Annotated in this window: 23 protein-coding genes; 11 read left to right on the top strand and 12 right to left on the bottom strand. The window is 54.2% G+C overall.

Going from position 1 to position 25,599, the window contains the following annotated elements; genetic code table 11:
- Positions 1-2 precede the first annotated feature (2 nt).
- The gene (coxB, locus tag H2508_RS11865; protein WP_182173884.1) at positions 3-1,145 is read right to left on the bottom strand and encodes a cytochrome c oxidase subunit II; all 1,143 of its coding nucleotides are present in this window, start codon (positions 1,143-1,145) and stop codon (positions 3-5) included.
- Between the two features lie 366 nt (positions 1,146-1,511).
- On the opposite strand from coxB, the gene H2508_RS11860 reads away from it, so the two are divergent.
- Complete coding sequence (locus H2508_RS11860; protein ID WP_235965334.1) at positions 1,512-2,783, top strand: MATE family efflux transporter; 1,272 nt, start codon at positions 1,512-1,514, stop codon at positions 2,781-2,783.
- On the opposite strand, the gene H2508_RS11855 is transcribed toward H2508_RS11860, so the two are convergent.
- Positions 2,780-3,034 carry a YheV family putative zinc ribbon protein gene (locus H2508_RS11855; protein WP_182173879.1) on the bottom strand — a complete coding sequence of 85 codons (255 nt, stop codon included), beginning with the start codon at positions 3,032-3,034 and terminating at the stop codon, positions 2,780-2,782. The genes H2508_RS11860 and H2508_RS11855 overlap by 4 nt on opposite strands.
- A 79-nt stretch (positions 3,035-3,113) precedes the next feature.
- Here H2508_RS11855 and H2508_RS11850 point away from each other — a divergent pair, with 79 nt between their 5' ends.
- Positions 3,114-3,671: a gamma carbonic anhydrase family protein gene (locus tag H2508_RS11850; protein ID WP_182173876.1), complete on the top strand. Its 558-nt coding sequence runs from the start codon at positions 3,114-3,116 to the stop codon at positions 3,669-3,671.
- Positions 3,672-3,673: 2 nt separating this feature from the next.
- On the opposite strand, the gene aroE is transcribed toward H2508_RS11850, so the two are convergent.
- The 6 genes from aroE to H2508_RS11820 form a co-directional block, all read right to left on the bottom strand.
- A complete protein-coding gene (gene aroE / locus H2508_RS11845) occupies positions 3,674-4,522 on the bottom strand; it encodes a shikimate dehydrogenase (protein ID WP_182173873.1) in 849 nt (282 codons plus the stop codon).
- Positions 4,523-4,538: 16 nt separating this feature from the next.
- Positions 4,539-5,447: an oxygen-dependent coproporphyrinogen oxidase gene (gene hemF / locus H2508_RS11840; RefSeq protein ID WP_182173870.1), complete on the bottom strand. Its 909-nt coding sequence runs from the start codon at positions 5,445-5,447 to the stop codon at positions 4,539-4,541.
- Positions 5,448-5,500: 53 nt separating this feature from the next.
- A complete protein-coding gene (locus H2508_RS11835; RefSeq protein WP_182173868.1) occupies positions 5,501-6,058 on the bottom strand; it encodes an L-threonylcarbamoyladenylate synthase in 558 nt (185 codons plus the stop codon).
- 2 nt (positions 6,059-6,060) lie between these two features.
- Positions 6,061-6,564, bottom strand: coding sequence for a 5-(carboxyamino)imidazole ribonucleotide mutase (purE, locus tag H2508_RS11830; RefSeq protein WP_182173865.1), 504 nt, complete (start codon positions 6,562-6,564; stop codon positions 6,061-6,063).
- A 133-nt stretch (positions 6,565-6,697) separates the two neighbouring features.
- Positions 6,698-7,837, bottom strand: a complete 1,140-nt coding sequence (gene dprA, locus H2508_RS11825) for a DNA-processing protein DprA (protein ID WP_182173862.1) — start codon at positions 7,835-7,837, stop codon at positions 6,698-6,700.
- An 83-nt stretch (positions 7,838-7,920) separates the two neighbouring features.
- Positions 7,921-8,946, bottom strand: a complete 1,026-nt coding sequence (locus tag H2508_RS11820) for a LysM peptidoglycan-binding domain-containing protein (RefSeq protein WP_182173859.1) — start codon at positions 8,944-8,946, stop codon at positions 7,921-7,923.
- A 303-nt stretch (positions 8,947-9,249) separates the two neighbouring features.
- On the opposite strand from H2508_RS11820, the gene def reads away from it, so the two are divergent.
- The 5 genes from def (at position 9,250) to H2508_RS11795 (ending at position 14,969) form a co-directional block, all read left to right on the top strand.
- On the top strand, positions 9,250-9,756 hold the full coding sequence (def, locus tag H2508_RS11815; protein WP_182173856.1) for a peptide deformylase: 507 nt from the start codon (positions 9,250-9,252) through the stop codon (positions 9,754-9,756).
- 4 nt (positions 9,757-9,760) lie between these two features.
- On the top strand, positions 9,761-10,732 hold the full coding sequence (fmt, locus tag H2508_RS11810) for a methionyl-tRNA formyltransferase (RefSeq protein WP_182173853.1): 972 nt from the start codon (positions 9,761-9,763) through the stop codon (positions 10,730-10,732).
- Positions 10,732-12,033 carry a 16S rRNA (cytosine(967)-C(5))-methyltransferase RsmB gene (gene rsmB, locus H2508_RS11805; RefSeq protein WP_235965330.1) on the top strand — a complete coding sequence of 434 codons (1,302 nt, stop codon included), beginning with the start codon at positions 10,732-10,734 and terminating at the stop codon, positions 12,031-12,033. The genes fmt and rsmB overlap by 1 nt, the downstream gene beginning before the upstream one ends.
- 100 nt (positions 12,034-12,133) lie before the next feature.
- Positions 12,134-13,510 carry a Trk system potassium transporter TrkA gene (trkA, locus tag H2508_RS11800; RefSeq protein ID WP_182173850.1) on the top strand — a complete coding sequence of 459 codons (1,377 nt, stop codon included), beginning with the start codon at positions 12,134-12,136 and terminating at the stop codon, positions 13,508-13,510.
- A gap of 10 nt (positions 13,511-13,520) precedes the next feature.
- On the top strand, positions 13,521-14,969 hold the full coding sequence (locus H2508_RS11795) for a TrkH family potassium uptake protein (protein ID WP_182173847.1): 1,449 nt from the start codon (positions 13,521-13,523) through the stop codon (positions 14,967-14,969).
- A 51-nt stretch (positions 14,970-15,020) separates the two neighbouring features.
- On the opposite strand, the gene djlA is transcribed toward H2508_RS11795, so the two are convergent.
- Positions 15,021-15,812, bottom strand: coding sequence for a co-chaperone DjlA (gene djlA / locus H2508_RS11790; RefSeq protein WP_182173844.1), 792 nt, complete (start codon positions 15,810-15,812; stop codon positions 15,021-15,023).
- 40 nt (positions 15,813-15,852) lie between these two features.
- Positions 15,853-16,746 (bottom strand): lysophospholipid acyltransferase family protein, encoded by an 894-nt coding sequence (locus H2508_RS11785; RefSeq protein WP_182173841.1) that lies wholly within the window; start codon positions 16,744-16,746, stop codon positions 15,853-15,855.
- A 96-nt stretch (positions 16,747-16,842) separates the two neighbouring features.
- Between H2508_RS11785 and glyQ the strand changes: the two genes are divergently transcribed.
- From glyQ to rmuC, 4 genes are all read left to right on the top strand, one after another.
- Positions 16,843-17,799, top strand: coding sequence for a glycine--tRNA ligase subunit alpha (gene glyQ / locus H2508_RS11780; protein ID WP_182173838.1), 957 nt, complete (start codon positions 16,843-16,845; stop codon positions 17,797-17,799).
- Positions 17,796-19,874: a glycine--tRNA ligase subunit beta gene (gene glyS, locus H2508_RS11775; protein ID WP_182173835.1), complete on the top strand. Its 2,079-nt coding sequence runs from the start codon at positions 17,796-17,798 to the stop codon at positions 19,872-19,874. The genes glyQ and glyS overlap by 4 nt, the downstream gene beginning before the upstream one ends.
- Before the next feature lie 5 nt (positions 19,875-19,879).
- Positions 19,880-20,461 (top strand): D-glycero-beta-D-manno-heptose 1,7-bisphosphate 7-phosphatase, encoded by a 582-nt coding sequence (gene gmhB, locus H2508_RS11770; RefSeq protein ID WP_182173831.1) that lies wholly within the window; start codon positions 19,880-19,882, stop codon positions 20,459-20,461.
- Between the two features lie 80 nt (positions 20,462-20,541).
- Complete coding sequence (gene rmuC / locus H2508_RS11765) at positions 20,542-21,855, top strand: DNA recombination protein RmuC (RefSeq protein ID WP_182173829.1); 1,314 nt, start codon at positions 20,542-20,544, stop codon at positions 21,853-21,855.
- Positions 21,856-21,921: 66 nt separating this feature from the next.
- Here the strand turns inward: rmuC and H2508_RS11760 are convergent, their stop codons facing one another.
- Together H2508_RS11760 and H2508_RS11755 are read right to left on the bottom strand one after the other, a co-directional pair.
- The gene (locus H2508_RS11760) at positions 21,922-24,225 is read right to left on the bottom strand and encodes a TonB-dependent receptor (RefSeq protein ID WP_182173826.1); all 2,304 of its coding nucleotides are present in this window, start codon (positions 24,223-24,225) and stop codon (positions 21,922-21,924) included.
- 127 nt (positions 24,226-24,352) lie between these two features.
- Complete coding sequence (locus tag H2508_RS11755; RefSeq protein ID WP_182173823.1) at positions 24,353-25,396, bottom strand: aromatic ring-hydroxylating dioxygenase subunit alpha; 1,044 nt, start codon at positions 25,394-25,396, stop codon at positions 24,353-24,355.
- Positions 25,397-25,599: the final 203 nt, after the last annotated feature.

Below are 25,599 nucleotides of genomic sequence, written 5' to 3'. Positions count from 1 at the left end.
AATTAGCCTTTCTTATGATTGAATACATCTATGGGCTGTACGAGATCACCCATATTGTTGCCAAAAGCATTGCGCTGATAAGTGATCACCGCCGCCATGTCGACATCGTTCAACTGGCCACCAAAGGCCTGCATAGCAGTGCCCGGTACGCCATTGATGCCGACCTCGAGGTGCCCATCTAAAGGACCGGTGGCAATGGGGCTCTTAGCTATCGCATTACCCAGGCCGCCCTCACCATTAGCTCCATGGCAGGCCGCGCAGGAGCGGTCGTAAACCCCTTTACCGCGCTCCATCAGCTCATCCAGAGAAAAGTTCTGGGCCATCAGCTTCTTGATTTCGGCAGCTTCAGCCTGCTTACTACCAATCCACTCAGCGTACTCATCTTTAGAGACCACATTGACCACAATGGGCATAAAGCCGTGGTCCTTGCCGCATAACTCAGCACACTGGCCTCGATACACACCGACCTCATTAGCTTTGGTCCATGTCTCATTAATAAAGCCGGGGATAGCATCCTTTTTAACCGCCAGTTCCGGTACCCACCAGGCGTGAATCACATCGTTAGCTGTCACTAAGAAGCGTACTTTGGTGTCTACCGGAATCACTAGCGGCTCATCTACCTCTAGGAGGTAGTGCTCGCCCTTGCTTTCAGTGTTGTAAATCTCACTCTGTGGAGTACGTAAATTACTGAAGAACTGAACGTTCTCGCCCTCTTCATCCAGATACTCGTACTTCCACTTCCACTGGTAGCCGGTGATCAAGACATCCAGCTCAGCGTCTTCAAAATCGTAAACATCCAGTAGCGTGGTAGTAGCAGGTACAGCGACGACAATCAGAATAAGGAAGGGAACGAGGGTCCAAGCAATCTCTACTTTGGTGCTCTCGTGGAAGGTTGAAGCCGTGACACCGCGAGATTTTCGGTGGTGGTAAATGGAGTAGAACATGACCCCAAATACAACTAAGCCCACAATCACACATATCCAGAGGATGGTCATGTGCAGACCATAGATGGTTTGGCCTACTGTGGTAACACCTGGCGGCATATTCACAGAGCTCGCCTTAGCGGCACCTGCATTGAGCATGGCCATTAAGGTCAGCACAGGACTTAGCGTCAGGGCGGAGAGCCGTTTTGCTTTCACAAACATTTCCCGTGTCTCCATAGTTTAAATCCGTTATGTTGCCCCAACTAGTAAGGCATCAACGCCGTTGTAGCACCCTAACCCGAGCTCTGGGCAAAGCACACACTTGCGGACCATAAACCTTCTATGAGGAAGGAACAGGAGACGTTGTGAACGTACCAGTTGTATTATTATTCTCACCCTGCGACATACCGTCTAACAAAGCGCCTGCTCCGAGTATATCGAAAGAAAATCTCAAAACCTACCCAGAAAAGCATGCGCTGACACTTTTTTGGTTTGCCTATATAGTCCAGCGGGGACCAGCTTCGAATCATTCTCATGCCTAAACACTCACTCGATCGGACAATTTGGAATATCGCGTGGCCCGCTATTTTGTCCAATATATCCATCCCGCTACTGGGCCTAGTCGACGCGGCCATCCTCGGTCACCTTGGGAGCAATCGCTATTTAGGCGCCGTTGCTATAGGTAGCGCACTGCTGTCTTTTTTGTATTGGGGCTTTGGCTTTTTGCGCATGGGTACTACCGGCCTGGTGGCTCGCGCGGTCGGCGCCGACAACTCAAAGCAAGCTCAGCTAATTCTAGCTCAGTCCGTTGTACTGGCCCTGGTACTGGCCTCACTTGTATGGCTGCTACATCCGCTTTGGCTAGGCATTGGCTTTGCCCTGATGGCACCACAAAGTGAAGTGCTCGGACTGGCGGAAAGCTACGCCAGTATTCGCATCAGCAGCGCCCCGGCGGTTCTCACTACCTACGCTGTAGTAGGCTGGTGTATAGGTCGACAGGACACCCGCTGGCCCCTATTGATAGTGGTCAGCACCAATCTCTGCAACATCGTATTGGATGTCGTATTTATTATAGGCTTGGACATGCGCAGTGACGGGGCTGCACTGGCTACCGTGTTCTCTGAATACCTAGGCTGTGCCATAGCAATATTTACCGTATGGCGGGTCTACCCTCAGCGGCCACCGCGCGATCTTCTTCCAACACTCATGCGCTGGTCTGGCTACCAGCACTTACTGCAAGCTAACCGACACCTCTTTGTGCGCACCATATGCCTGCTAGCTAGCTTGGCATTTTTTACCGCCGCTGGTGACAAACTCGGGGGCGATATTTTGGCCGCCAATGCATTGCTCATGCAGTTGTTATTTGTATCTGCTTACGCCATGGACGGTTTTGCTTTTGCCGCGGAAGGGCTATCGGGGCAGCGCTTGGGCGGCCAAGACTTAGCGGGCTTCTATCAAAGCGTGCGCCGCTGCGGGCTATGGTGTGCTGTGACCGCCTTAGTAATGAGCTTGCTGCTGCTGGTGTTCAAAGCACCTTTATTTGATCTGCTGACTGATCTTGATGCGCTACGCAAGCTGCTTGACCAATACGCCTGGTGGTTAATACTGATGCCCCTTGCCGCCGGACCAAGCTACTTACTCGATGGCGTATTCATCGGCAGCGCAGAAACACGACACATGATGGTAACCATGGTAATCAGTGCTGCTCTTGTCTACCTACCCGCCTGGTATTTCACCCAGAGCTGGGGCAACCACGGCCTGTGGTTCGCTTTTTTCTTATTTAGTGCGGCCCGTGGCCTGACCCTGTATGTCAGCTATCTTTACCTAAGCCATAAAAATGCTTGGCTAAAAGCGTCTTAGTCTTCGCCCTGCTGCTTGCTCGGATCAACAAGACGCACTGCCTCTGCAGGGGTTTCGCTGCGCCGCACTGGCCGATTAACCCGCGTGCGGGGCTCAACGCTCACGCTATCCTTAGGCCGCGCCTCACTAAAACCACAGGAGACACATTCGCGCAGATCCGTTTCCTGGTCCACCACAATAGTATCCATGGCACTGCAACGCGGGCATACCGCACCAGCTATAAAGCGTCGTGTGGCAGGAGGCTTAGACATAAAATCACCTATCGGAAAAGAGGGCTGGCCGGAAGCGAAAGTGATCGCTATTGTAGCAGTTTTGCCAAGGGATCTAATCATGCGACATTACACAGATTCTAGCCTGCGCGAATTTCAGGGACACAAACCGAAACTCGGCGACCGTGTTTTTATCGACCCCACCGCCGTTGTGCTGGGCGATGTTGAGCTCGGGGACGACGTATCTGTTTGGCCCCAGGTAGCTATTCGCGGTGACATGCACTCGATTAAAGTGGGCGCCCGCAGCAGCGTGCAAGATGGCTGCGTACTACACATTACTCACGCCGGCCCATTTAATCCGGAAGGCTGGCCGCTAAACATCGGCGAAGACGTCACTATTGGCCACAACGCCACCCTGCATGGCTGCAGCATAGGCGATCGCGTATTAATAGGTATGGGCGCTATCGTAATGGATGGTGCCATCGTAGAAGATGAGGTGGTGATCGCCGCCGGTGCTTTAGTCACACCCGGCAAACACTTGCGCAGTGGCTACCTCTACGCCGGCAGCCCCGCCCGAGAAATGCGCGCACTGAGCGACTCAGAGCGAGAATATTTCTGCTATAGCGCCAACAACTACGTGAAGCTAAAGGAACAGCACTTAGCTGAACTTGAAGCCTAGTATCAGGCCGCTGTGAGCGTCTGGCGCAAGTGCTTAATGACCGGAGCGGTCGATGGCCGCAGCTTGCGCCAAAGGTAAAAAGACTCCGCCGCTTGTTCTACTAGCATGCCAAGACCGTCGGCCACAGCCCAAGCTGCGTGCAGTGCAGCCCAGCGCATAAACACCGTGGGTTCGGCGCCGTAGATCATGTCATAGCAACAACTACGCTCGGTGAGCAAGCTGCCCGGCAAGTCCGGCAACTCGCCGCTCAAGCCGGCACTACTGGCATTGATCAGCAAGTCGAACTGGCGACCCTCAAGCAGCTCGTAGCCACCCCCCTGCAATAGGCCACTGTCGCCGCTGAGCTCGGCAAACTCCTGCGCTAAGTCAGTGGCTCGCTGGGCCGTTCGATTGACAATGGTCAGGGACGCTGGCCGCTCCTTAAGCAAGGGCTCTAGTACACCGCGCACCGCCCCCCCAGCACCAAGAATGAGCATGCGCTGACCTTGCAAACTCCAACCTAGGTTCGCCACCATATCGCGCACCAAACCAATACCATCAGTATTGTCACCGCAAAGTTCGCCATTTTCAGCTAAATACAGAGTATTTACGGCACCGGCCCGCTCAGCCCGTACGCTGCGCTGAACGGCCAAGTCATAGGCCTGCTGTTTAAACGGCACAGTGACATTAAGGCCGCGCCCACCGCGATCAAAAAAAGCTTTTACTGCGCACTCAAAGGCATCTAGTTCCACGCGTACCGCACGATATTGCAGAGCTTGTTCTGTCTGCTCGGCAAAAGACGCGTGAATTAAGGGCGATTTACTGTGCTTGATGGGGTTACCAAATACGGCGTACTTATCAATACTAGTCATATCACTCTGCTGAAAATCAGGAAAGTTGCAGCCAGTCCCTGTGCTGCAAATAGTAGTCCGTCAGCTCCGCTTCTGGACTGCCGGGCTCGGGGCGATAGTCATACTGCCAGCGCACCAGCGGCGGCAAGGACATCAGAATGGCCTCGGTGCGACCATCGGATTGCAAACCAAATAGTGTGCCGCGGTCGAATACGAGATTGAACTCCACATAGCGTCCACGGCGGTACAATTGAAACTGCCGCTCTCTATCGCCGTACTCGCTATCACGTCGGCGCTGCACAATAGGCAGATAAGCCGGCAAAAAGGAGTCTCCCACTGCTCGCATAAAGGCGAAGCTGGTATCGAAATCCCAGTGGTTCTGATCATCGTAAAACAGACCACCTACACCCCGGGCTTCCTTGCGGTGCGGCAGGTAAAAATACTCATCGCACCAAGCCTTATAGCGTGGGTAAACATCTTTGCCAAAGGGTTCGCAGGCTTCGCTGGCGGTGCGATGCCAGTGCACACAATCCTGTTGATTGCCGTAATAGGGCGTGAGGTCATAGCCGCCACCAAACCACCACACCGGCTCGCTACCGGGCTTTTCTGCGACAAACAGTCGCACATTGGCATGGGAGGTGGGCACGTAGGGATTGCGTGGATGAATCACCAGCGACACCCCCATAGCCTGAAAGCTGCGACCGGCCAACTCCGGGCGTGCAGCGCTGGCAGAAGCCGGCAGGTTTGCCCCTCTCACATGGGAAAAGTTAACCCCGGCTTTTTCAAACACAGCACCTTCAGATAACACACGACTGCGGCCACCGCCGCCTTCCTCGCGCTGCCACTCATCCACGATAAAGTCAGCGGCACCGTCCTCTGCAGCTAGTGTGCTACAAATCGTCTGTTGCAGCGCAAGGAGATAAGTTTTTACCGCTTCAATTTGCATAATGGAGGAGACCTAAATTATCACTGGCGGGGCATTATACTCGCAGCCACAGCTTAGGATCGAATTATTCGGTCAGTCAGTATATCGCGAATGACCGAGGGCCGATCGGCACCTCCCACAGCACCTGGCAGCAGCACTTCGACATTCGCACCAAAGTAGCGCCGCACTTGAAAGGCCGCCCGCGGAGCCTGACTCCCACTAGGATTGGCCGAGGTTGACACCAAGGGCCCTCCCCAGTGGCGGCACAATGCTGCCAGCACCGGGTGGGCGCTTACTCGCAGCGCAACACTGTCGCGACCACCGTGAATCCACGCCGGCACCAAGTCATGGTGTGGCACTAGCCAGGTGGTTGCCCCCGGCCACGACAGGCTCAGTTTACTACGCTGCGCCTGGCTTAAACCCTGCAACAATGCAGCAAACTGCTCACTCTCTGATGCAACTAAAATCAAGCCTTTATGCATCGGCCGCCGCTTAAGGTCCAGCAATCGCTGCACCGCTTCTGAGTTGTCAGGATCACAACTCAAGCCCCAAACGGCCTCCGTTGGGCAAGCTACGACAGCACCCTGCTGAAGGGCTCGCAGCGCCGTCTGTAGCCGCAGGGAAATAGCCAAAATCAGGCCTTCAGTGAATCCTGCAGCGCTTGGTTTTTGCGGCCAATCTCTTTCGCGTTCGCAGCACGCTCCTCGCGCAGCTTCTCAGCCAGTGTTTCGTCAGCTACCGACAAGATCTGAGCCGCCAAGTACGCTGCGTTCTTGGCACCAGCTTTACCCACTGCAACCGTGGCCACCGGAATACCCGCTGGCATTTGAACAGTTGAAAGCAGGGCGTCCAGCCCATCCAGAGAAGCATTCATGGGCACACCAATTACCGGCTTTACTGTAGCTGCCGATACTGCACCAGCCAAGTGAGCTGCCATGCCAGCAGCGGCAATAAACACTGCGCAACCCCGTTGTTCAGCATCTTTAATATACTCTTTGGTCATATCTGGGGTGCGGTGGGCAGATGTGATACGCGCTTCAAAAGGAATGCCAAAAGCGCGCAGAACGGCAAAGCTCGCCTCCATCACTGGCAAATCAGAATCTGAACCCATCACAATTGCTACAAAAGGCTTACTCATTGGCTGTCTCCGCTGGTAAGGGGGTGTCTGCTATACAGACTTGGGGGGAGTAAAGGAGGGCGGAATGTAAACTAATTGCTAGAGCCTTAGCAAGCTTGTATCGCTGCTAACTCACTGTCTCTGCCCACTCTTTTTACTCCGAGCTTAGCTGAGTGTAGCCCCCTGGCCCCTTTTTAACCCGACTTTCTAACTCCAGCTCAGAGAGCAAAGAAATTACCAGTGGCAATGGTAGCTGCGAATGGGCCACCAACTCATCGACAGCCACCGTGCCATCACCGATCAGGCTCAGCAGTAACTGCCTATCACCTCTAAGCTGCGCTTGAGCTTGCACCGGCGCCGGCGCCGGGCCAGCTAAACTCAAATCTCGCTGCAAAGTCACCAGCGAGGCGAGTTCCTGCACTATATCCTCAAGCGTTTGCACTTGAGTCGCACCGTCCCTGAGTAGGCGTAAGCAACCCTGGCCACCGGGGTGATAAATAGACCAAGGCAAGGTAAATACCTCCCGACCCTGCTCCAGTGCAGTGCCCGCAGTGATCAAGGTGCCGCTAGGCAGTGCCGCCTCTACCACTAAGACCCCTAACGATAGACCACTGATAATCCGGTTACGACGCGGAAAATTGCCCCGCAAGGGCTGGGTTCCTGGCGGAAATTCGGTGACCAAACAGCCCTGTGTCGCCACTAGCTCAGCTAAATGCTGATGGCGCCGAGGATAAATCTGCTCAATACCTGTCGCCATAACAGCGACGCTTGTCCCACCCGCATCCAAAGCCGCTTGATGGGCCGCAGCGTCAATACCTAAGGCCAAACCACTGGTAATTGTTAAGCCTGCGGATACAGCCGCAGCGCTGAGCTCTCGTGCAGCGCGCAAGCCAGCGCTACTGGCATGACGACTGCCCACTACGGCCAGCTGTGGCAGGAGTAAACAAGTCGCATCACCACGCACATAGAGCATAGGTGGCGGGTCGATAATTGTAGCGAGTAGGGGAGGGTAAGTGGCATCACCGAGACTCAACAAATGCACTGACAGGGCATCGAGCTGGTCGAGCTGCTGCTCTACATTCACCCGGCTATCCACGGCTAGGCCACTGTGACGCGAGCGCTCGAAGGCCTCTGCCACTGCTAGCGGAACCCCTAGTGCTGACCAGCCCCGATAGTCACTCTGCCACAGAGCCTCTAATCCGCCATAATGGCGCAATAAAACACGTAGCATTGCATCGGTGCAGCCGGGCAGTGCTTGCAACAGCAAGCCACGCCGGAGAGTTTCAACACGCATAACCATCATCCTTGAGGTAGTGCCGTGGTAGTACCTACCTGCTATAAGCAGGTATTGCTGGCCCTTGTGGACCAGCTGTCAATTTAGGGATTTTTTACTTTGTCGCCCACTTTTAAGGGATGGCGAGACTTCAACACCAAGCCATAACTGGCTTTTTCAAAGGTCTCAAACACCATCAGCAAACCTGCGCGAACATCCGGTAGCCTTACGTTCTCACGAGCGATGCGATCAAATACCAGCTCGCCGCTTTGGTAAACTGCCAACACATGACCAATCTCCAAACCATCCCGCTGGCCGCGATTCAACACCACAATACTGGTGGTGCCGATTTGGGTCACGCCGCCATCGACAGCAATCATGTAGCCATCTTCGATGGTGCGCTCAGGTGCCCGCGGGTAAAAGGTGGCATCAAGCACCCGCTCTTCATAGGGTAATAGGCGATCACTGATGCGCACTTCTTCAGTCACGCGCGTCACTTCAAGCTCGGTAACATCATCGTGGTTATCGCTCAATAAGCGTGCGCTACCAATATCTTGGCCATGGTAGCCCAATAACTCATTGTTCAGCGGATCGCGATAAGCCTCGCCTGGCCGAAAAATGCCATAGGCTCGCTCACCTTGTGGAAATACCCCACGACCAAAAATGCTATCGCCTGGAGCACTGAGCAGATGTCCTTGGCTGCCAGCCACAATATAAGCGGAGTTATTAAGCTCATCCGCAGCAAGGATGCGATGACGCCTCAAAAAAGCCCCTATTTGATCCAAGGGGATCGCCGGTATCGCTAAATCCAGCGGGCTAACCCGCATATTAGGGCTCAGCTTCATATCGCCTCGGCGCATGCGCAAACGTGGCTGTCCATCGACCCAAACTAGGTATAACTCATCGCCCGGGTAAATCAGGTGGGGGTTATCAACCTGCGGGTTGACGTCCCAGAGTTCTGGCCATAACCAAGGCTTACGTAGGTACACCCCCGAGATATCCCACAGCGTATCGCCCTTTTTAACGATATAAGTTTCCGGCGCATTATCTTTAAGCTCCGCTGCATACACTGCGCCAGCTAGCAACAATGCCGCCCATAGCAACAGCCCCGAAACCACGCTTCTTGTCATTAATCTTTCCCTGCTTGACCCTATTATTATCCCTTCGCCAGCTCATTGACGGCGCTCACTGCCTAACAGCCAAAAGCATAGCAGCATCCACCTATTACAGCGCGACGCTTTTCCCTCGGAACTGTTCAGTTGTGCGCTGACTCTAAATCGCTCAGCCGCAGCAGACGTGACTCGGCTCATCACTGGGCAGTATCACCCAGAGGGATGTATAATCAGCACAGTCTGCTGTGGTCCCGCGCTACTGGCAAGCCCAATTATTATTAATTCATTGGCCAACACGGCCAACACTTTCTCAGGAAACCGATGGCCAAACTCGACATTCTCGAATTCCCCGATCCTCGCTTACGCACTGTCGCCAGCCCTGTCACCGAAGTGACCGACTCCCTGCGCACATTGATCGATGACATGTTTGAGACCATGTACGCCGCACCGGGCATTGGCCTGGCCGCTTCGCAGGTGAATGTCCACCAACGTCTGCTGGTGATCGATATCACTGAAGACCACAGTGAGCCACTGGTCTTTATCAACCCAGAGGTTAAAGTGCTCGACCCTGAGTTAGGGGAATACGACGAGGGCTGCCTGTCAGTGCCTGGCTTCTACGAAACAGTTAAGCGGCCACGCCGTATCGAAGTGAGCGCACTAGACCGCAACGGTGAACCTTTTACCCGAGAGCTCGATGGCTTGTTAGCGATTTGCCTACAGCACGAAATTGACCACCTCGATGGCAAGCTGTTTGTCGACTATATTTCGCCTCTGAAACGCCAGCGTATTCGCAAAAAACTGGAAAAAGACCAGCGGCGGAGAGGCTAAAGCAGTGACTAAAAAAGCTCTGCGCCTAATTTTTGCTGGCACTCCCGAGTTTGCTGCGCTCCACCTCGATGCTCTTCTGGCGAGCCATCACCAAGTCGTAGCAGTCTATACACAGCCCGACCGGCCCGCTGGCCGCGGCAAAAAGCTCCATGCCAGCCCGGTCAAGCAGCGCGCCGAAGCCGCCGGTTTAAAAGTCTTACAACCACCAACCCTGCGCGACGCCGCCGCGCAACAAGAACTGGCGGCTCTGCAAGCTGATGTCATGGTGGTGGTGGCATACGGCTTGATCTTGCCTCAGGCCGTTCTTGATATACCGCGCTATGGCTGCCTCAATGTCCACGCCTCGCTACTGCCGCGCTGGCGTGGCGCCGCGCCCATTCAGCGTGCCATTGAAGCTGGCGACCATGAAAGTGGCGTCACTATTATGCAGATGGATGCCGGCCTCGATACTGGCGCCATGCTAAGCACAGCCCGCTGCGCCATTGACCCGAGCACCACCGCCGCTAGCCTGCACGATAGCTTAGCAGCACTGGGTTGCCCCAGCTTGCTAGAAGTGCTGGACAATCTGCCCCAAAAGCAAGCTACAGCGCAACAGCAAAATGATGAGCAGGCCACCTACGCCCATAAAATTCTGAAAGCAGAAGCCGAGATTAACTGGCAGCAGAGTGCCGCAGAGATAGATCGCAAAGTACGCGCTTTCAATCCATTTCCAGTGTGTTTTTCTGAGTTAGAAAGGCAGCGGGTAAAAGTGTGGCAGGCCGAAGTAGTGGATGAACCGAGTCTAGCAGGCCAGCCCCCAGGGCAGATCCTGCACTGCGACAAGCAGGGCATCGTAGTCGCCTGTGGCGATGGCCAGTTGCGACTGACGCAACTGCAACTACCTGGTGGCAAAGCGCTGCAGGCAGAGCAATTACTCAACGCAAGAAGCGAGCTCTTTGCCCCGGGTGGTAGCTTTTCTTCGGCAGCACAAGCCTAATGGCGGCAATGGACTGCCGCGCCGCCGCGGCCCGCACCCTAGCACAGGTGATAGCGGGGCAGTCACTCAATAAAGCCCTGCCACAACAGTTGGATAAAGTCGCCGAACGCGATCGCGGACTGCTGCAGGAGTTGTGCTACGGCAGCTTGCGGCAGTGGCCTCGACTAGCTGCCATTGCGGCACAGCTACTCGACAAACCACTGCGCAGCAAAGACCAAGATATTCAGGCGCTGATTATATTAGGCCTATACCAACTCAGTGACACTCGGATACCAGATCACGCCGCCGTAGCCAGTACTGTTGCGGCCACACGCGCACTATCTAAGCCCTGGGCCAAAGGCTTGGTCAACGCGCTACTGCGGCGCTATCAACGCGACAGTGAGCAGCTGTACAGCAAGCTCGATCCAGCCGCCGATCTCGCCCACCCGCAGTGGCTTTACCAGCGTTTATTACAAGACTGGGGCGAACAGCAAGCAAAGCTAATCATGGCGACCAACAACAGTCGTCCGCCCATGACTTTGCGAGTTAACCTAAGCCGTATCAGCCGCGATAACTACCAGCAACTCCTGCAAGAACAGGGGATAGAGAGCGAAGCCGGTGCCTACTCAGATGCTGCACTCTATTTAAAGCAGCCTCTAGATGTCACAGCACTGCCTGGCTTTGCCAGCGCTTTAGTCAGCGTCCAAGACGAAGCCGCACAACTGGCTGCACAATTGCTAGCCCCTCAAGCGGGTGAGAGGATTCTAGATGCCTGCGCCGCTCCCGGTGGTAAAACCTGCCATGCACTAGAGCTGCAACCCGAGATACAAGAGCTGGTTGCCCTTGATATCGACAGTGAGCGCCTATCGCGAGTTGCGGAAAATCTCGAGCGCCTGGGTTTGTCTGCCACCTTGCTCGCCGCTGATGCAGCCGAGCCGCCGGCTCAGCTTGAGGCGCATAGTTTTGATCGTATTTTAGTCGATGCCCCCTGCTCAGCCAGTGGTGTTATTCGCCGCCACCCAGACATCAAATTACTGCGCCGAGATCGCGATATCGAGCATTTGGCCGAACAGCAATTAGCTATTCTGAAAGGCTTGTGGCCTCTATTAAAGCCCGGCGGGCGCCTGCTCTATGTCACTTGCTCAGTCTTAGATAGGGAAAACTCAGCGACTATCCAAGCTTTTTTATCACAGCAAGCCGATGCCCAGCACTGTGAGCTAGCCAGCAATTGGGGTCAGCGACGGGACTTTGGTATTCAACTACTGCCACAAGATAAGGGGCCTGATGGTTTATTTTTCGCCGCCCTTCAAAAAGCTTGCTAAGGCAGGCGACAAAGGAATTGCACAAGCGCCACTGTTAATACTTACAATTCTGAAAGAGTTACACTATTGTGCTCGAAACTTTTTGTAGGCTCCTAGGACCATGAAAATCATCATTCTCGGTGCCGGTCAGGTCGGAGGTACGCTAGCCGAACACCTCGCGAACGAGCAAAACGATATCATCGTTGTCGACACTGATGGCGATAAGCTGCGCAGCCTGCAAGACCGGCTTGATATCGGCACGGTAGTGGGCGGTGCCTCTCACCCCAATACCCTTTATCGCGCCGGCGCCGAAGACGCTGATATGCTCATCGCTGTAACCAATAGTGATGAAATTAACATGATGGCCTGTCAGGTCGCGCACACCCTTTTTAACACCCCCACCAAGATCTCACGGGTCCGCTCGCCCAACTACCTCGCCTATCAAGAGCAGCTGTTTAACCCGGCCAATGTCCCGGTCGATGTCATCATCGGTCCGGAACAGCTGGTCACCAACAATATCCGTCAATTAATTGCTAACCCGGGCGCTCTACAAGTGCTCGATTTTGCAGATGGCAGGATTCAACTGGTGGCGGTTCGCGCCTATTATGGCGGCCCCATTGTCGGGCAAGAGCTGCAGGAAATTCGCAAGCACATGCCCAAGGTAGATACGCGAGTTGCTGCCATCTTCCGCAAGAATCGCGCAATCATTCCCACCGGCAACACCGTAGTGGAAGCTGACGATGAAGTGTTTTTCATCGCGGCAAGCAAAAATATTCGCGCAGTGATGTCGGAATTGCGCAAAGTTGATAAGCCCTACAAGCGGGTGATTATCGCCGGGGGTGGCAATATTGGCGCTACCCTCGCACAAAGTATCGACAGCCAGTATCAAGTCAAAGTCATCGAGAAATCCTATAAGCGCTGCCGGACACTCTCAGAAAAACTGAAACACAGTATTGTACTCTGTGGCAGCGCGGCCGAACCTCAGCTCCTCGCCGCAGAAAACATTGAAGCCACTGATGTTTTTTGTGCCTTAACCAACAATGATGAATCTAACATCATGATGTCCATGTTGGCCAAACGCATGGGCGCAAAGAAAGTTATCACTCTGATTACTAATTCGGCTTATGCTGACCTGGTCGGCGATGAAATTGATATTGCCATTTCACCGCAACAAATCACTATCGGCAGTTTGCTGACCCATGTGCGGCGCGGCGATATCAGTATCGTCCACTCGCTGCGCCGCGGCGCCGCCGAAGCGATCGAGCTGATTGCCCACGGTGATGCCTATTCTTCAAAAGTTGTCGGCCGCCGCTTAGATGAAATTCACTTACCCGAAGGCGTGACCATCGGCGCTATCGCGCGGGGTGAGGAAGTGCTTATTGCACACGGTCACGTGATGGTAGAAAGTGGTGACCACGTGATTTTGTTCTTAGTAGATCGCAGCCGCATCTCAGCCGTTGAGAAGCTGTTCGCTGTTGGTTTTGGCTTTTTCTCTTAGTGACAACTAAATGCACCTAAGTACAACAGCACGCGTCCTCGGCATCCTGCTAATGTTATTCAGCAGCGCTATGCTGGTGCCGCTGATCACTGCTTTGCTCAGCGACGACCACACTATCACTGGCTTTTTATCAGCTCTGTGCATCACCTTTTTTTCCGGGCTGATCTTATGGGCACCGGCCAGGCACACCCGCCATGAACTTCAAATTCGCGACGGCTTTCTCATCACATCCTTGTTTTGGACCGTATTGGGCCTGTTCGGATCGCTACCCTTTATGATGACCGAGGGCTTAAATTTAAGCCCAGCTGAGGCGGTATTTGAATCCATTTCCGGACTGACCACCACGGGTGCGACCGTCATGGTGGGCCTCGATGACTTGCCCCACTCAATTCTTATCTACCGGCAGCTGTTGCAATGGCTCGGTGGCATCGGGATCGTGGTAGTCGCAGTAGCTGTTCTGCCGATGCTAGGCATTGGTGGCATGCAGTTGTATCGCGCTGAAATCCCCGGCCCCTCCAAAGATTCCAAGCTAACTCCGCGAATTAAAGAAACTGCCAAGGCGCTGTTCTCTGTTTATGTCGCGCTGACCGCCGTCTGCGCAGTCTCTTACTATATCGCCGGCATGAGTGCTTTCGATGCCATTGGCCACGCCTTCTCAACTATTGCCATCGGTGGCTTCTCTACCCACGATGCCAGCATGGGCTACTTCGATAACAACGCAATACTCATTCTTGGCAGCCTATTTATGTTTGTCTCGGCAATCAATTTTGGTCTGCACTTTGTCGCCTGGCAGCGCCGCACACTCAGTCCTTACAAATCCGATTCGGAAAGTAAATTTTTTGGCAGCATCATGCTCCTAGGTATCACTATTACCTGCAGCTTTTTGATTCTATCCGGCACCATCGAACCCGGCGATGCCTTGGTACACGGCCTGTTTCAAGCGGTTTCGATTACTACCACCACTGGTTTTGCCAGTGAAAACTTCTCGCTTTGGCCCACTTTTCTACCGGTGATGCTCATTCTGTTTTCATTTATGGGGGGCTGTGGTGGCTCCACCGCTGGTGGTATCAAAGCGATGCGCGTCATGCTGATTTACAAGCAGGGCATCCGGGAATTGAAGCAGTTGGTACACCCCCACGCTGTGATCCCCCTGAAAGTGGGCAAGCACCGTGTGGAAGCGACGGTGGTAAGTGCTGTCTGGAGCTTCTTTGCGGTCTATATGTTCGCCTTCATCACCATCATGCTACTGCTAATGGCAACGGGCTTGGATTTTCTCACCGCTTTCTCAGCAGTAGCAGCATCGATTAACAATCTCGGACCTGGCCTTGGCGATGTAGCAGCCAACTACACGAGCATCAGCGAAACCGCCAAGGCTCTGCTCTGCTTTGCCATGCTACTGGGCCGGCTCGAAGTGTTCACCCTGCTAGTCTTATTTACACCCATGTTCTGGCGCTTATAGCTCCCGGCCAACGGCAACAGCGCGGCGGCAAGCCGCGCGCATCGTCATCGCTCAGCGCATGCCTCGCTCTTTTCTCAGCACTTCGTAAGCTGCCTGGATTTCCTGGGATTTTTCAGTTGCCACTCGCACCATATCGTCCGGTACCCCTTTGGCAATGAGCTTGTCTGGATGGTGCTCACTCATCAACTTACGGTAGGCCCGTTTTAGGTCTTTATCACTAATATCCGCACTAACGCCCAGAGCGGCATAGGCATCGTCGAGACTACTCTGCGACCCGGAGCCAGCCCCTCCATGCTGGTGAAACTGACCCTGTGCTTGCGCCATGCGCAACAATTGGTCGAGCTCAGCTTGGCTAATGCTCAGTAAGCGTGCAATGCGACTTAAGGCATCACGCTCAGCCTGATCTAATTGATGATCAGAGAGTGCCAGGGACACTAAAAACATCAATAGCGTGTGCTGCAAGCGCTTCTGGCTGCCACAGATTTCTAAAAATTCTGCCAACACCGGTTCTAGCTGAAAATCAGCAGCGGCGCCGCGCTTAAATAGCCCAATGGCTTCCTTGCGCTGCTCTGCGTTGAGCCCCATCTGTAACATCAGTTGCTCAGTGTGCGCGACCTCTTGTTCCGAGATCCGGCCATCGGCTTTGGCCAGAAAGCCCTGCAGCAGGAAGCTGGTTTCAAAGAAACTACGCTTAACCCGCGCTAAATTCTCAGCTGAGCCGTATTGAAGGTTCTGCATCAGACCGCGGTCAAAGGCATGGCCAATAATGACACCGAGGATCAGACCAATGGGCCCGAGCATAAGAAAGCCCAGTAGGCCAGCGATGACTTTTCCGTAAAACATAGAACTCCAGATATCTAAGTACTTAAAGGTAGGGAGTGCCTTAGCAGTCTGCGTAGACGCCGGGGCCATTTTTAGGACGCACTCTAAATCGCTTGTACTCCCACTGATATTGCTCTGGACAGGGCAGCAAGCATTGCTCAACCCCCCGGTTAAGCGCGGCCAGAGAGGTCGCGAGGTCCTCGTCGTACAAGTCATCCTCCACCGGCATATAACGCACTGCAAAGCCACCTTTGACACGCTCGGCGACACAAAACACAGCGACCGCAGCGGTGCGGCGAATCATATTACTGGCCAACACGCCTGTGAAACAGGGCGTGCCCATGAACTCCACATTCAAACCAGAGCCCTCTTCCGCCGGGCACTGATCGGGCAATATCCCGGAGATGTGGCCGCCGCGAACACTTTTCAGCAAACGTGCCAAACCGCGACTATTGGTGGGCACCAAGGTGCCGCCACTGCGCTGACGCGAGCGCTCGATCATGGGACCCAAGCTCGATAATTTAGGGGGCTCATAGAGCGAAACCGTAGGGCCAAGAGTCGCCAGATGCAAGCCAACGACTTCCCAATTGCCCAGATGAGGTGCCAGAGCGATCACTCCGCGGCCACTTGCTAAGGCATCTTGTACTAGCTCGGCACCCTCCACCCGCACAATGTGTTTTTTGACGTGCTCCCAGCTGCGCAGCCAGACGTGGCCCATTTCCGCCGCTAGCTCAGCGGTAGCTTGCAAGCTTCGACGCGCCAAACGCTGCTGCTCACTGTGGCTTAACTGAGGGAAGGCCAACTCAATATTGCGCAGCGTCACACGTTTACTGCGCCCCCCAAAGGGCCAATACAGCGCCCCGGCTAAGCGCCCTAAGGCGCGCACTACCGCCAGTGGCAGGTAGGCACAAACATGCATCAACGCCTTAATAATCAAGGCTTTGATCTGATCCATAGCGGAATCCCGATACTGCCGACGAAAGCGCGTATTATGCCGACTAAAGAGCCTGTATAATAGTTGGCTTTTTGCAACCAGATCACAGGTGAAACCGTGTCGCAGCAACAGCCGAAAACGCTGACATTTCAGGAACTCATCCTTCGCTTGCAACAATACTGGGCCGAACAAGGCTGTGTTGTCCTGCAACCCTTGGACATGGAGGTAGGCGCAGGCACTTTCCATCCTGCCACCTTCCTGCGCGCAGTGGGTCCGGAAAACTGGAATGCCGCCTATGTACAGCCCAGCCGGCGCCCGACTGATGGGCGCTACGGCGACAATCCCAACCGTCTTCAGCATTACTACCAGTTCCAAGTGGTGATGAAGCCCTCCCCAGCCCACTTCCAACAGCTCTACCTTGACTCCCTTAGTGCCCTAGGTATCGATAGTGCCATCCACGATATACGCTTTGTCGAAGATAACTGGGAATCTCCTACACTAGGCGCTTGGGGCCTGGGCTGGGAAGTGTGGCTCAACGGCATGGAAGTGACCCAGTTTACCTATTTCCAACAGGCCGGCGGCCTTGAGTGCTACCCGGTTACCGGTGAGATTACCTATGGCCTTGAGCGCATCGCCATGTACTTACAGGGCGTCGATAGTATCTATGATCTGATTTGGACTGATGGCCCCGGCGGCAAAGTCACTTATGGCGATGTGTTTCATCAAAATGAGGTAGAGCAGTCACGCTATAACTTTGAAGAAGCCGATACGGACTTTCTGTTTGCCCAGTTTGACCACTATGAAAAAGAAGCTTTGCGCCTGACCGAAAAAAACCTGTCACTGCCAGCTTATGAAATGGTGATGAAGGCCTCTCACACCTTCAACCTACTCGATGCGCGCAATGCTATTTCTGTCACCGAACGACAGCGCTTTATCCTGCGTGTCCGGACCCTGGCCCGCGCTGTCGCCCAATCTTATCTGCAAACACGGGCAGATATGGGCTTTCCAATGGCAGAAGCCTCCCTGCGCCAAGAAGCGCTAGACAAGTTACAGGCGGAGAATGAAACAGCATGAGCACTGAGACCCTATTGATTGAACTGGGGACTGAAGAGCTGCCCCCGAAAAACTTGAAAGAGTTGGCCTTGGCCTTCCGCGACGGCATTGTCGATGGTCTGCAGCAAAGAGAACTCAGCCACGGTGAAGTACGCTGGTTTGCCAGCCCCCGCCGCCTGGCAGTTTTGATCGCAGAAGTTGCCTTACAAGCGCCGGACAAAACCCTTGAAGCTCTGGGGCCCCCGGTGGATCGCGCCAAAGACGCAGAGGGGCAATGGACTCCCGCTGCAGCCGGCTTCGCGCGCAAGCAAGGTGTTACACCGGAGCAGCTAGAAAGCATCGACACCCCCAAGGGCCCGCGCTTGGGCCTGCGCCAAAGTGTGTCTGGTGCCGCCGCCGCTGACAGCATAAACACCATTATCAATGACAGTATCAAGCAGCTGCCTATTGCTAAACGCATGCGTTGGGGTGCCAGCCGAGTGGAGTTTGTACGCCCGGTGCACTGGGTGGTCGCAATGCTTGGCGACAACTGCGAGCACGGAGAAGTCCTTGGCTTAGCTACCGGCAATGTCACCCGCGGACACCGTTTCCACAGTCGCGGCGACATCGTCTTATCTCGCCCCGAGGATTACCCCCAGGCTTTAGCCGATGCCAAAGTTGTCGCCGATTTTGAGCAGCGACAGCAGATGATTCGCGAGCAAATCGCCATTGAGGCCAGCGCACTCAAGGCCGAGGCTGTTATTGATCCCGAGCTATTGGACGAAGTCACTGGGCTCGTAGAATGGCCAGTAGCCCTTACCGGTAGCTTTGAAAAACGTTTTCTGAGTGTGCCCGCGGAAGCACTGGTGTCCTCCATGAAGGAACACCAAAAATACTTTCACTTACTCGATAGCGATGGTCAGCTGCTGCCCAACTTCATCACCATCAGCAATATCGAGTCCGAAGACCCGATCCAGGTGATCGACGGAAACGAGCGCGTCATCCGCCCGCGACTAGCTGATGCTGCTTTCTTTTTCGAAACAGACAAAAAGTCCAGTCTTGAGAGCCGCTTGCCGCAGCTCGATAAGATTATCTTCCAACAGCAGCTGGGCACGGTGGCCGAAAAGTCCCGCCGCTTGGAGCACTTAGCGGGGGCACTGGCTGAGCGTTTAGGTGGTGACCCCCAGCAGGCCGCTAGAGCGGCGCTGTTGAGCAAAACCGACCTGGTCACAGAAATGGTACTGGAGTTCCCTGATATGCAGGGTATCGCTGGCTCCTACTATGCCGCCCACGATGGTGAAACAGAGGAAGTGGCTGCCGCTCAGCTGCAGCAGTATTGGCCGCGCTACTCCGGAGACAAGCTGCCGGACAATCTCAGCTCTGCTGCCCTAGGACTAGCCGACCGCTTAGATACTCTGGTGGGTATTTTTGGCATTGGCCAGCCACCGACCGGCTCCAAGGACCCCTTCGCTCTGCGCCGGGCTTCCTTATCGGTGCTGCGCATCTTGGTAGAAAAAGAGCATGACCTAGATCTCCGTGACTGCCTGTCATTAGCGGCAGCACAGTACCCCGAAGGCCTGCTGGCTGAGGAGACCTGTGAACAGGTGCTGAGCTATATGCTCGAACGCTTCCGGGCTTGGTACGAGGAGGAGTCCATCCCTGTAGAGGTGTTCCGCGCAGTCGCTGCAACTGACCCAAGTCGGCCGCTGGATATCCAGCACCGCGTACACGCAGTCAATGATTTTATGCAGCTGCCTGAAGCCAGCGCACTGGCCGCCGCTAATAAACGGGTCGCCAATATACTGGGCAAGCTTGAGGATGATTACAGTTTCGGCGAAGTTAGCGCTGACTTACTTGTAGAGCCGCAAGAAAAAGAGCTCGCGAAACAAATGAACAGCTTGGGCGAGAAAAGTGCTGCCTATCTAAAATCAGAGTCATACGCTGAAGCCTTGGCCACCTTAGCGGGCTTACGCACAGCGGTGGATGCCTTCTTTGATGAGGTCATGGTCAACGCCGAGGACCCACAACTGCGAAGCAACCGCCTAAACCTGCTGCAGCAGCTGCGCGGCCTGTTTTTGCAGGTGGCCGATATTTCTCAGCTAGTCGTGAGCAAGTAGTCAGCATGAACTTACTGATTCTTGACCGGGACGGTGTTATTAACCAGGACAGCGATGACTATATTCGCTCAGCGGAGCAATGGCAGCCGATTCCCGGCAGTATCGAAGCGATTGCCCAGCTCTGCCAAGCCGGCTTTGAGATCGCCATAGCCACCAACCAGTCCGGACTAGGACGGGGCTATTTTGATCTCGAAGCCCTCGAAGCCATGCACGAAAAGCTGCGCCTGCTGGTCGAGGAAGCGGGCGGCTCTATCGCCTGTATAGCTTACTGTCCGCACACCCCGGATGAGGGCTGCGACTGTCGCAAACCCGGTACCGGCCTGCTGCGAACTATCGAAGCTGAGCTTGATACTTCGGTCAGCGGTGCCTGGTTTATCGGGGATAGTCTCAAAGACCTACAGGCAGCGGAGCACGCCCAGTGCCGCCCAATGCTAGTCACGACAGGCAAGGGGCAGGGCACCCTGTCACAGCTACAACAAGATGTGTCAGGCGACACACTAGGACTCGATAAGCCATCTGCAATCCCCGTACACCGCGACCTCGCTGCTGCCGCTGCCGCCATTATTGCGCAACACCAAGCAAGCTAGAGTAAGGATCGACCTCCGCCCTGTGCTCTGCACTCTGGCGAAGGCTACAGTACACTGTGCCCTTAAGGCTGGGATGAACTATGGAATTTTCTCAACAACAGTGGCTTTTTAGCGCTGCTGCTTTAATACTGGGCCTGTGCTTGGCCGCTGTGGCATTTTTATTACAGCGCCTGCGTTATCAACAGCGATCACGCCTGCGACAAACAGAGCAATTATCTAAGCTTAAACAGCATTATCAGGCACTTCAAAACGAGCACAGCCGCTTACAAGAAAGACTGCGTCAGCAGGAGCAGCGTCACCGGGAACAGCTAGGGCAAGTTGATGCCCACAAAGCTGAACTAAATCGTGAGTTTGAAAACCTCGCCCATAAGATTTTTGAACAGCGCAGCGAACACTTTAAACACAGCAGCCAAAGCTCTCTGGAATCCCTTCTACGCCCCTTTCGTGAGCAAATCACTGGCTTTCAACAGCGCATCGACCGTGTGCATACTGAATCTGTCCAGGGCCAAGCCAAGCTAGAGGCTGAGTTACACAAGGTCTTAGACATCGGCTTGCAAATGAATGAGCAGGCTAGCAACCTCAGCGCCGCCTTAAAAGGCGACAAAAAGACCACCGGCAACTGGGGCGAAGCACAACTCGAGCGCAGCTTGCAATTGGCCGGCCTTGAGGCAGGGGTGCACTACCAAACTCAGGCCTCTTTCCGTGACGGAGAGGGCAAGCGCAAACTGCCCGACTTCCTCATCCTATTGCCTAACGGCAAGCACATAGTGATCGACAGCAAAGTCTCACTAGTGGACTACGAACGGGCCGTAACAGCAGCAGACGATCAAAGCCGAGAAGCCGCTTTGAATGCCCACGTGGCAGCGGTCAAACGCCACATAGATGACCTAGCCAGCAAAGACTACGCCCACTTACCGCAATTAGTGAGCCCAGATTTTGTGTTGATGTTTATGCCGATTGAGCCGGCTTACATCGAGGCAATGCGGCATAAGCACGAGCTATTTAACTACGGTTTTGAGAAAGGCATTATTCTGGTCTCGCATACCACCCTGATGCCAGTGATGCGCACTGTATGCAACCTGTGGATGGTGGAAAACAGTAATCGTGAAGCTCGGGAAATCAGTACCCGTGCTGGAGAAATCTACAATCAAGTCTGCCTCCTGGCTGAGCGCTTACAGCGCTTAGGCGGCAGCTTAGCTACGACTGGGAACCACTATAATGATGCGGTCAGAGCACTGATTGGGAAGCAGGGGCTTCAGGGCAAGGTCGAGCGCTTCGGCCAGCTATCCAACACAGCCAACAAAAATATGCCCGACCTAGAACCCCTGCACCAGGAACTGGAACAGGATCGCCTCACGATTAAGGAGCACCCGCCTAGGGCAGCAAAACCATAATCCAGCGGATCTTACTGAGTATTCAGCGAGGTCTGGACTGAGCTAGCGCTCAGTCCAGCGCAAAGGCTAGTAACGTAGACGCAGGTCCAGTCCATAGGTTCTTGGCTGCAGGTAAGTACTGGCTGTCTGACCAATAAAATAGTTGGCATTGTCTTCATCAGTCAGGTTCTTTGCCCACACTGCAAACTCCCATTCACCGCCGAGCATTTGAACAGCGTCCAGACTAATGCGGCCATTTAGCATGCCGTAGTCTTGTACCTCTACCTCACCTTGGTCGGTATTAGCTAGGGCGTACTGATCATCTTGCCAGGAGTAATTAAGATGCGCTTTTAACTCACCGAGCTTAGGCAGATTGAAGTAGTAATCTGCCACCACGCTATAAGCGTGTTCAGGGGCCCAAACTAAGACGCTGGTGTCACTGCGATCAGATCCATCAGGAAACACTGCGTCGCTGATGTCATAGTCAATATAAGCGTAGTTAAAACCGAGCTGGAAGTTATCAGTGACTGCAACTAGCAGATCCATTTCCAGGCCTAAGATCTCTGCCTCACCTGTATTAAAGACATTGATGATACTCGGCTGATTGATCGGATCTGGCTGATAATCAAGGATGACATCCTTAATTTCTGTTTGATAAATCGCCGCGTTGAGACGCACTCGATTATCAAGCCACTGCGACTTTAGGCCCATCTCGTAGCTAATCAGCTTTTCTTTATCGAAGGTCTCAGAGAAATCCAAAGCTTTGGGGCTCGAGCCACCCGAGCGGAAAGCGGTCGATGCTTTGATATAGGTCGAGATAGCGTCAGTCCAGCGATAATCTGCTGTTAAACTCCAATCCGGTTGATCAATACTTGAGCTGTTTTTGCCTGGAGGAAAGGCATTCCACAGCAAGCCATCATTGCTCCTTATCGCGGTGCGGTCGTCCTCGGTATAACGGGCACCGAAGGTCAAATCTAAACGGTCTTCAAGTATCTCTGGCGTCCATGTCGCCTGCCCGAAAATAGCATAAGACTCGACTTCGCTATCAATCGTAAATTCGCCCAAATAGGCCGGATAGAACATCGGGTCCAAGAGGTTGCAAGCTGGTGGCGGGGCGCCGAAGGCGCCTGAAATACAGGGCCCATTACTATCTAGCGCAACAATACCCGTGGTCTCTACAAAGCCGCGGTCGAGGAAGTGCTGTTCGTCCGAAACGCCCTTTTCCTTAAGGTAGTAAAGGCCACCCACGTATTTCCAGCGCTCGGTAGTGCCACTCAACTGAAACTCTTGCGTATATTGCTCGTAGTCCGTCACAGCGTTCACATGCAAGCCAGAAGCGCCACCAAAGGCATCGGCGAAGTTCTGCGACAAATCGTCATCATAGGCGCGATAGCCAGTGATCGACTTAAAGGTCAAAAAATCGTTAATGTCATAGCTGACAGTCAGTGATTGGCCGCGGGTCTTGGTGCTGGTCAGCGGTAGGTAAAAAGCGCGGCGCTGAGCGGTTTTGGCATCATAAGTTCGCTCGAGTCGCTTGTTATAACTGGCCAGAATATCACCACCGATAATACTCATTCCCGGACCTGTCGGGCCGGAATACTGGAAGTAAGGTGAGGTGGTATCCATGTCGGCATAGTCAAAAGCATAATCGACTACCAGCCGCTCGATCTCATCGTAGCGCAGGGCAATGCGCAGGCCTTTCTTATCTTCTAGGTAGTAGTCATTGTACTTACCGCCCGGGACTTTACCTGCTCCGTCATTATCGACCCAGCCGTCACGCTCGGTCAGAACTACGGAGACACTTGGCTTAACACCCACCACAGCGGGAAGATCAAGGCTAGTTAGTGAGCGTTTATAGCCCATGTTACCGATAGTGAAGGTCTGATCTAGGCTTAGCTCGCCGCTGGGTTTTCTGGTGGTAAAACTAATCGCACCTGCGGTTGTATTACGGCCGTACAAAGTGCCTTGCGGGCCGCGCAAGATTTCAACTTGCTCTAGGTCTACCAGATCCGATAAAACACCTGTGCTGCGACCGGAGTACACGCCGTCATAGTACACGCCAACCGTGTTGTCCTTGGTCAAGATGCCAGAGTCAGCATTACCAATCCCGCGAATAAAAAAGCCTAGGTTATTGCTGCTTGTGGGGAAGCTAGGTGTCTGTAAGCTGGGCGTTGCTAGGCCGATATCTCTAACATTATTCAAGCCCATATTTTCAATGGCTTCAGCGCTATAGGCAGAAATAGATATTGGCGTGTCCTGCAATGACTCACTGCGCTTTTGAGCCGTCACAATCACTTCTTCAAGTGTCTGTGCGCTAAGATTTTGAGCTAGCAAGCCCGAGGCTAAGGCGACTCCTAAAGTCAGGCCCTGTCGGCTAAACTTTTGCCACATGATAAATACTCCTAATTATTAAAATAGTTAAACAGGCACAGCAAGGCGCAAGCCTGCAGCAGACAACTACAGGGAACTAATGCCAGTTATTGTTACACTGTCAAAACTATTTGTCGCCCCTCCCTATTTAGGCTTCCTCTTCAATCATCCGCGCCAGAATGCGCCGTGCCCGCATCGCCGCTTCGTCGGACTTGACGCTAAACTCCGGACGCAAGTCCGGGGCCAAGCGCTCATGTAGCCGCTGTATGCTCTCCATCGCCGCCACATCCTCCATCAGTAAGTTGCGCAAATCCTCGTTGCGCTGCTCATTGATAAAGGGGAAGGTCTGCGCCACGGCCGTGAACTGATAGCAGCTCTTGCGGTTACGCGGTGTGATGCCCACCGCCAGTTGGTTGACCTGCGGCGCCTGGTCGGGGTCGCTGTCTGGGCGTATTTCCACCCGTATGCCGCACAAGGCCGGTAAAAAGGCCTCGGCAATGATCGAGCGGGTCGCAGTGTTGCCACTAAAGCCGAAGGTCTTCATGGTCAGCGGGCTTTGCTTTTCTTTCTCTAGCACCCGGTCTACACGCAGCTCAGTGCCGTTCACTGTCACCTCAAAGGGGTGTGAGGCCACCAAGCCTTGGTCGATCTGCCCTTTATGTAGGAAGGTGATATGGCTGGCATCAAGCAGGTTCTCTAAGGGCAGCAAGTAGTTAGCCGCCACTTCCAAGCACACCGCAGGCTCCCAATGCCAATCGGCTCGGCCAAAGCCCCAGCGCGCTAAGTCGGGCAGGGGGCCAAGCTGATCCGGATCACCCATCCATATCCACACCAAGCCATATTGCTCCTGCACCGGGTAAGCCGAGACACACATCCTTTTGGGGATCATCTGGCTGGAGGGGATATGGGTGCACTGACCCGAGGTATCAAACTCCATGCCGTGATAAGGACACTGCAGGGCGTCGCCCACCACTTCCCCTTCAGAGAAGGGCATCCCCCGGTGGGGACAGCGATCAAACAGGGCACCGAGCTGGCCGCGGCTGTCCCGAAACAGCACCACCGGCGTGTCCAATAACTCACGCGCCAAGGGCTTATCGCTAATTTCATGGCTATAGGCCGCCACATACCAGTGATTCTTAGGCCAAGGGGCGTCGCCAACAACTAACTGACTGGATGCTTCTACTGCACTCATGGGAACTCCTCGGATCATAGGGAATGAGCTCATCATAGTCCCTCCTTCAGCGCCACATCATCGTCCAAGCGGACTAGCCCTCGGGCTGCCACGGTGTTTGCGCCCGGCTTCCTGACCTAGTCCGTCGAGACGATGACGCAGCGCCCGACAAGGGTGATGATTGAGTCATCTGTCCCGTATCAGGAGTATGCCCATGCCAATGC

Source organism: Sediminihaliea albiluteola (assembly GCF_014077625.1).
Classification (GTDB): Bacteria; Pseudomonadota; Gammaproteobacteria; order Pseudomonadales; family Halieaceae; genus Sediminihaliea; species Sediminihaliea albiluteola.
The sequence above is the reverse complement of the archived record's forward strand: the minus strand, read 5'-3'. Positions and strand labels throughout refer to the sequence as shown.